Below are 1,079 nucleotides of genomic sequence, written 5' to 3'. Positions count from 1 at the left end.
ATCAGTTGATCACCGATCTCGCGGGCAAAGCCGATCTCGTGGGTGACGACGACCATGGTCATGCCGCTTTCGGCCAGATCGCGCATGACGCTCAGCACCTCGCCGACCAGTTCCGGGTCGAGCGCCGATGTCGGTTCGTCGAACAGCAGCACTTTCGGCTTCATCGCCATGGCGCGGGCAATCGCCACGCGCTGCTGCTGGCCGCCGGAGAGTTCCCTTGGATAGCGGTTGTGCTTGTCCGACAGGCCGACACGCGCCAGGAGCACGGTCGCTTCGGCGCGGGCCTGTTCCGCGGCAATGCGGCGGACCTGTACCGGCGCCTCGATCATGTTTTCCATGACGGTCATATGCGAGAACAGGTTGAAGGACTGGAAGAGCATGCCGATCTCGGCCCTGCGCTGGCAGAGCAGGTCGTCCCGGACTTCGTAGAGATTATCGCCGGCCAGGTCGTAGCCGACGAATTCGGCGTCGACCAGCAGCAGCCCGCCGCTGAGCTTCTCCAGGTGGTTGATGCAGCGCAGAAAGGTGCTCTTGCCGGAGCCGGAAGGTCCGATGATGCAGGTCACCGATCCCGTCGGCACATCCAGATCCACGCCCTTCAGCACTTCGAGGCTGCCATAGGACTTTCGCACCCCACGGGCGAAAACCATGGAATCGCGCGGGATCTGGAAGCGGGCACGGTTGGCGCTCTTGGCGTCAGACATGGCTTTGCTTCCTCCGCCAGCCCACGGCATTGCGCATGATGTCCAGCAGCATGGAATCGTCGCGCTTGTCGCTTCGCCCGAAATGCCGTTCGAGGAAATGCTGGCCGACCGACATGATGCTGACGACGGCGAGATACCAGAAGGCCACCACGATCAGCAGCGGGATGGTTTCGAAGGTACGGGCATAGATGCTCTGCGCTGAATAGAAGAGATCGTCGACGGCGATGAAGGTCACCAGCGAGGTCAGCTTGAGCACATTGATCGCATCATTGCCGGTCGGCGGCACGACGAAGCGCATCGCCTGGGGCAAGATGATGCGTCTGAGGATCTTGCGATAGGACATGCCGAGCGCGCTCGCCGCCTCGGCCTGGCCGC

General features: G+C 62.6%; 2 protein-coding genes. Both read right to left on the bottom strand.

What is annotated here, in order from left to right:
* The coding region (locus tag AC1DYF_RS40280; RefSeq protein WP_477884534.1) for an amino acid ABC transporter ATP-binding protein at nucleotides 1–704 on the bottom strand (704 nt) is incomplete at its 3' end.
* Nucleotides 697–1,079 (bottom strand): ABC transporter permease subunit (locus AC1DYF_RS40275; protein ID WP_477884532.1); only part of this gene is annotated, 383 nt, incomplete at its 5' end. The genes AC1DYF_RS40275 and AC1DYF_RS40280, both read right to left, overlap by 8 nt.

The sequence above is a fragment of the Rhizobium sp. P2_G9 genome (assembly GCF_056403475.1).
The sequence above is the reverse complement of the archived record's forward strand: the minus strand, read 5'-3'. Positions and strand labels throughout refer to the sequence as shown.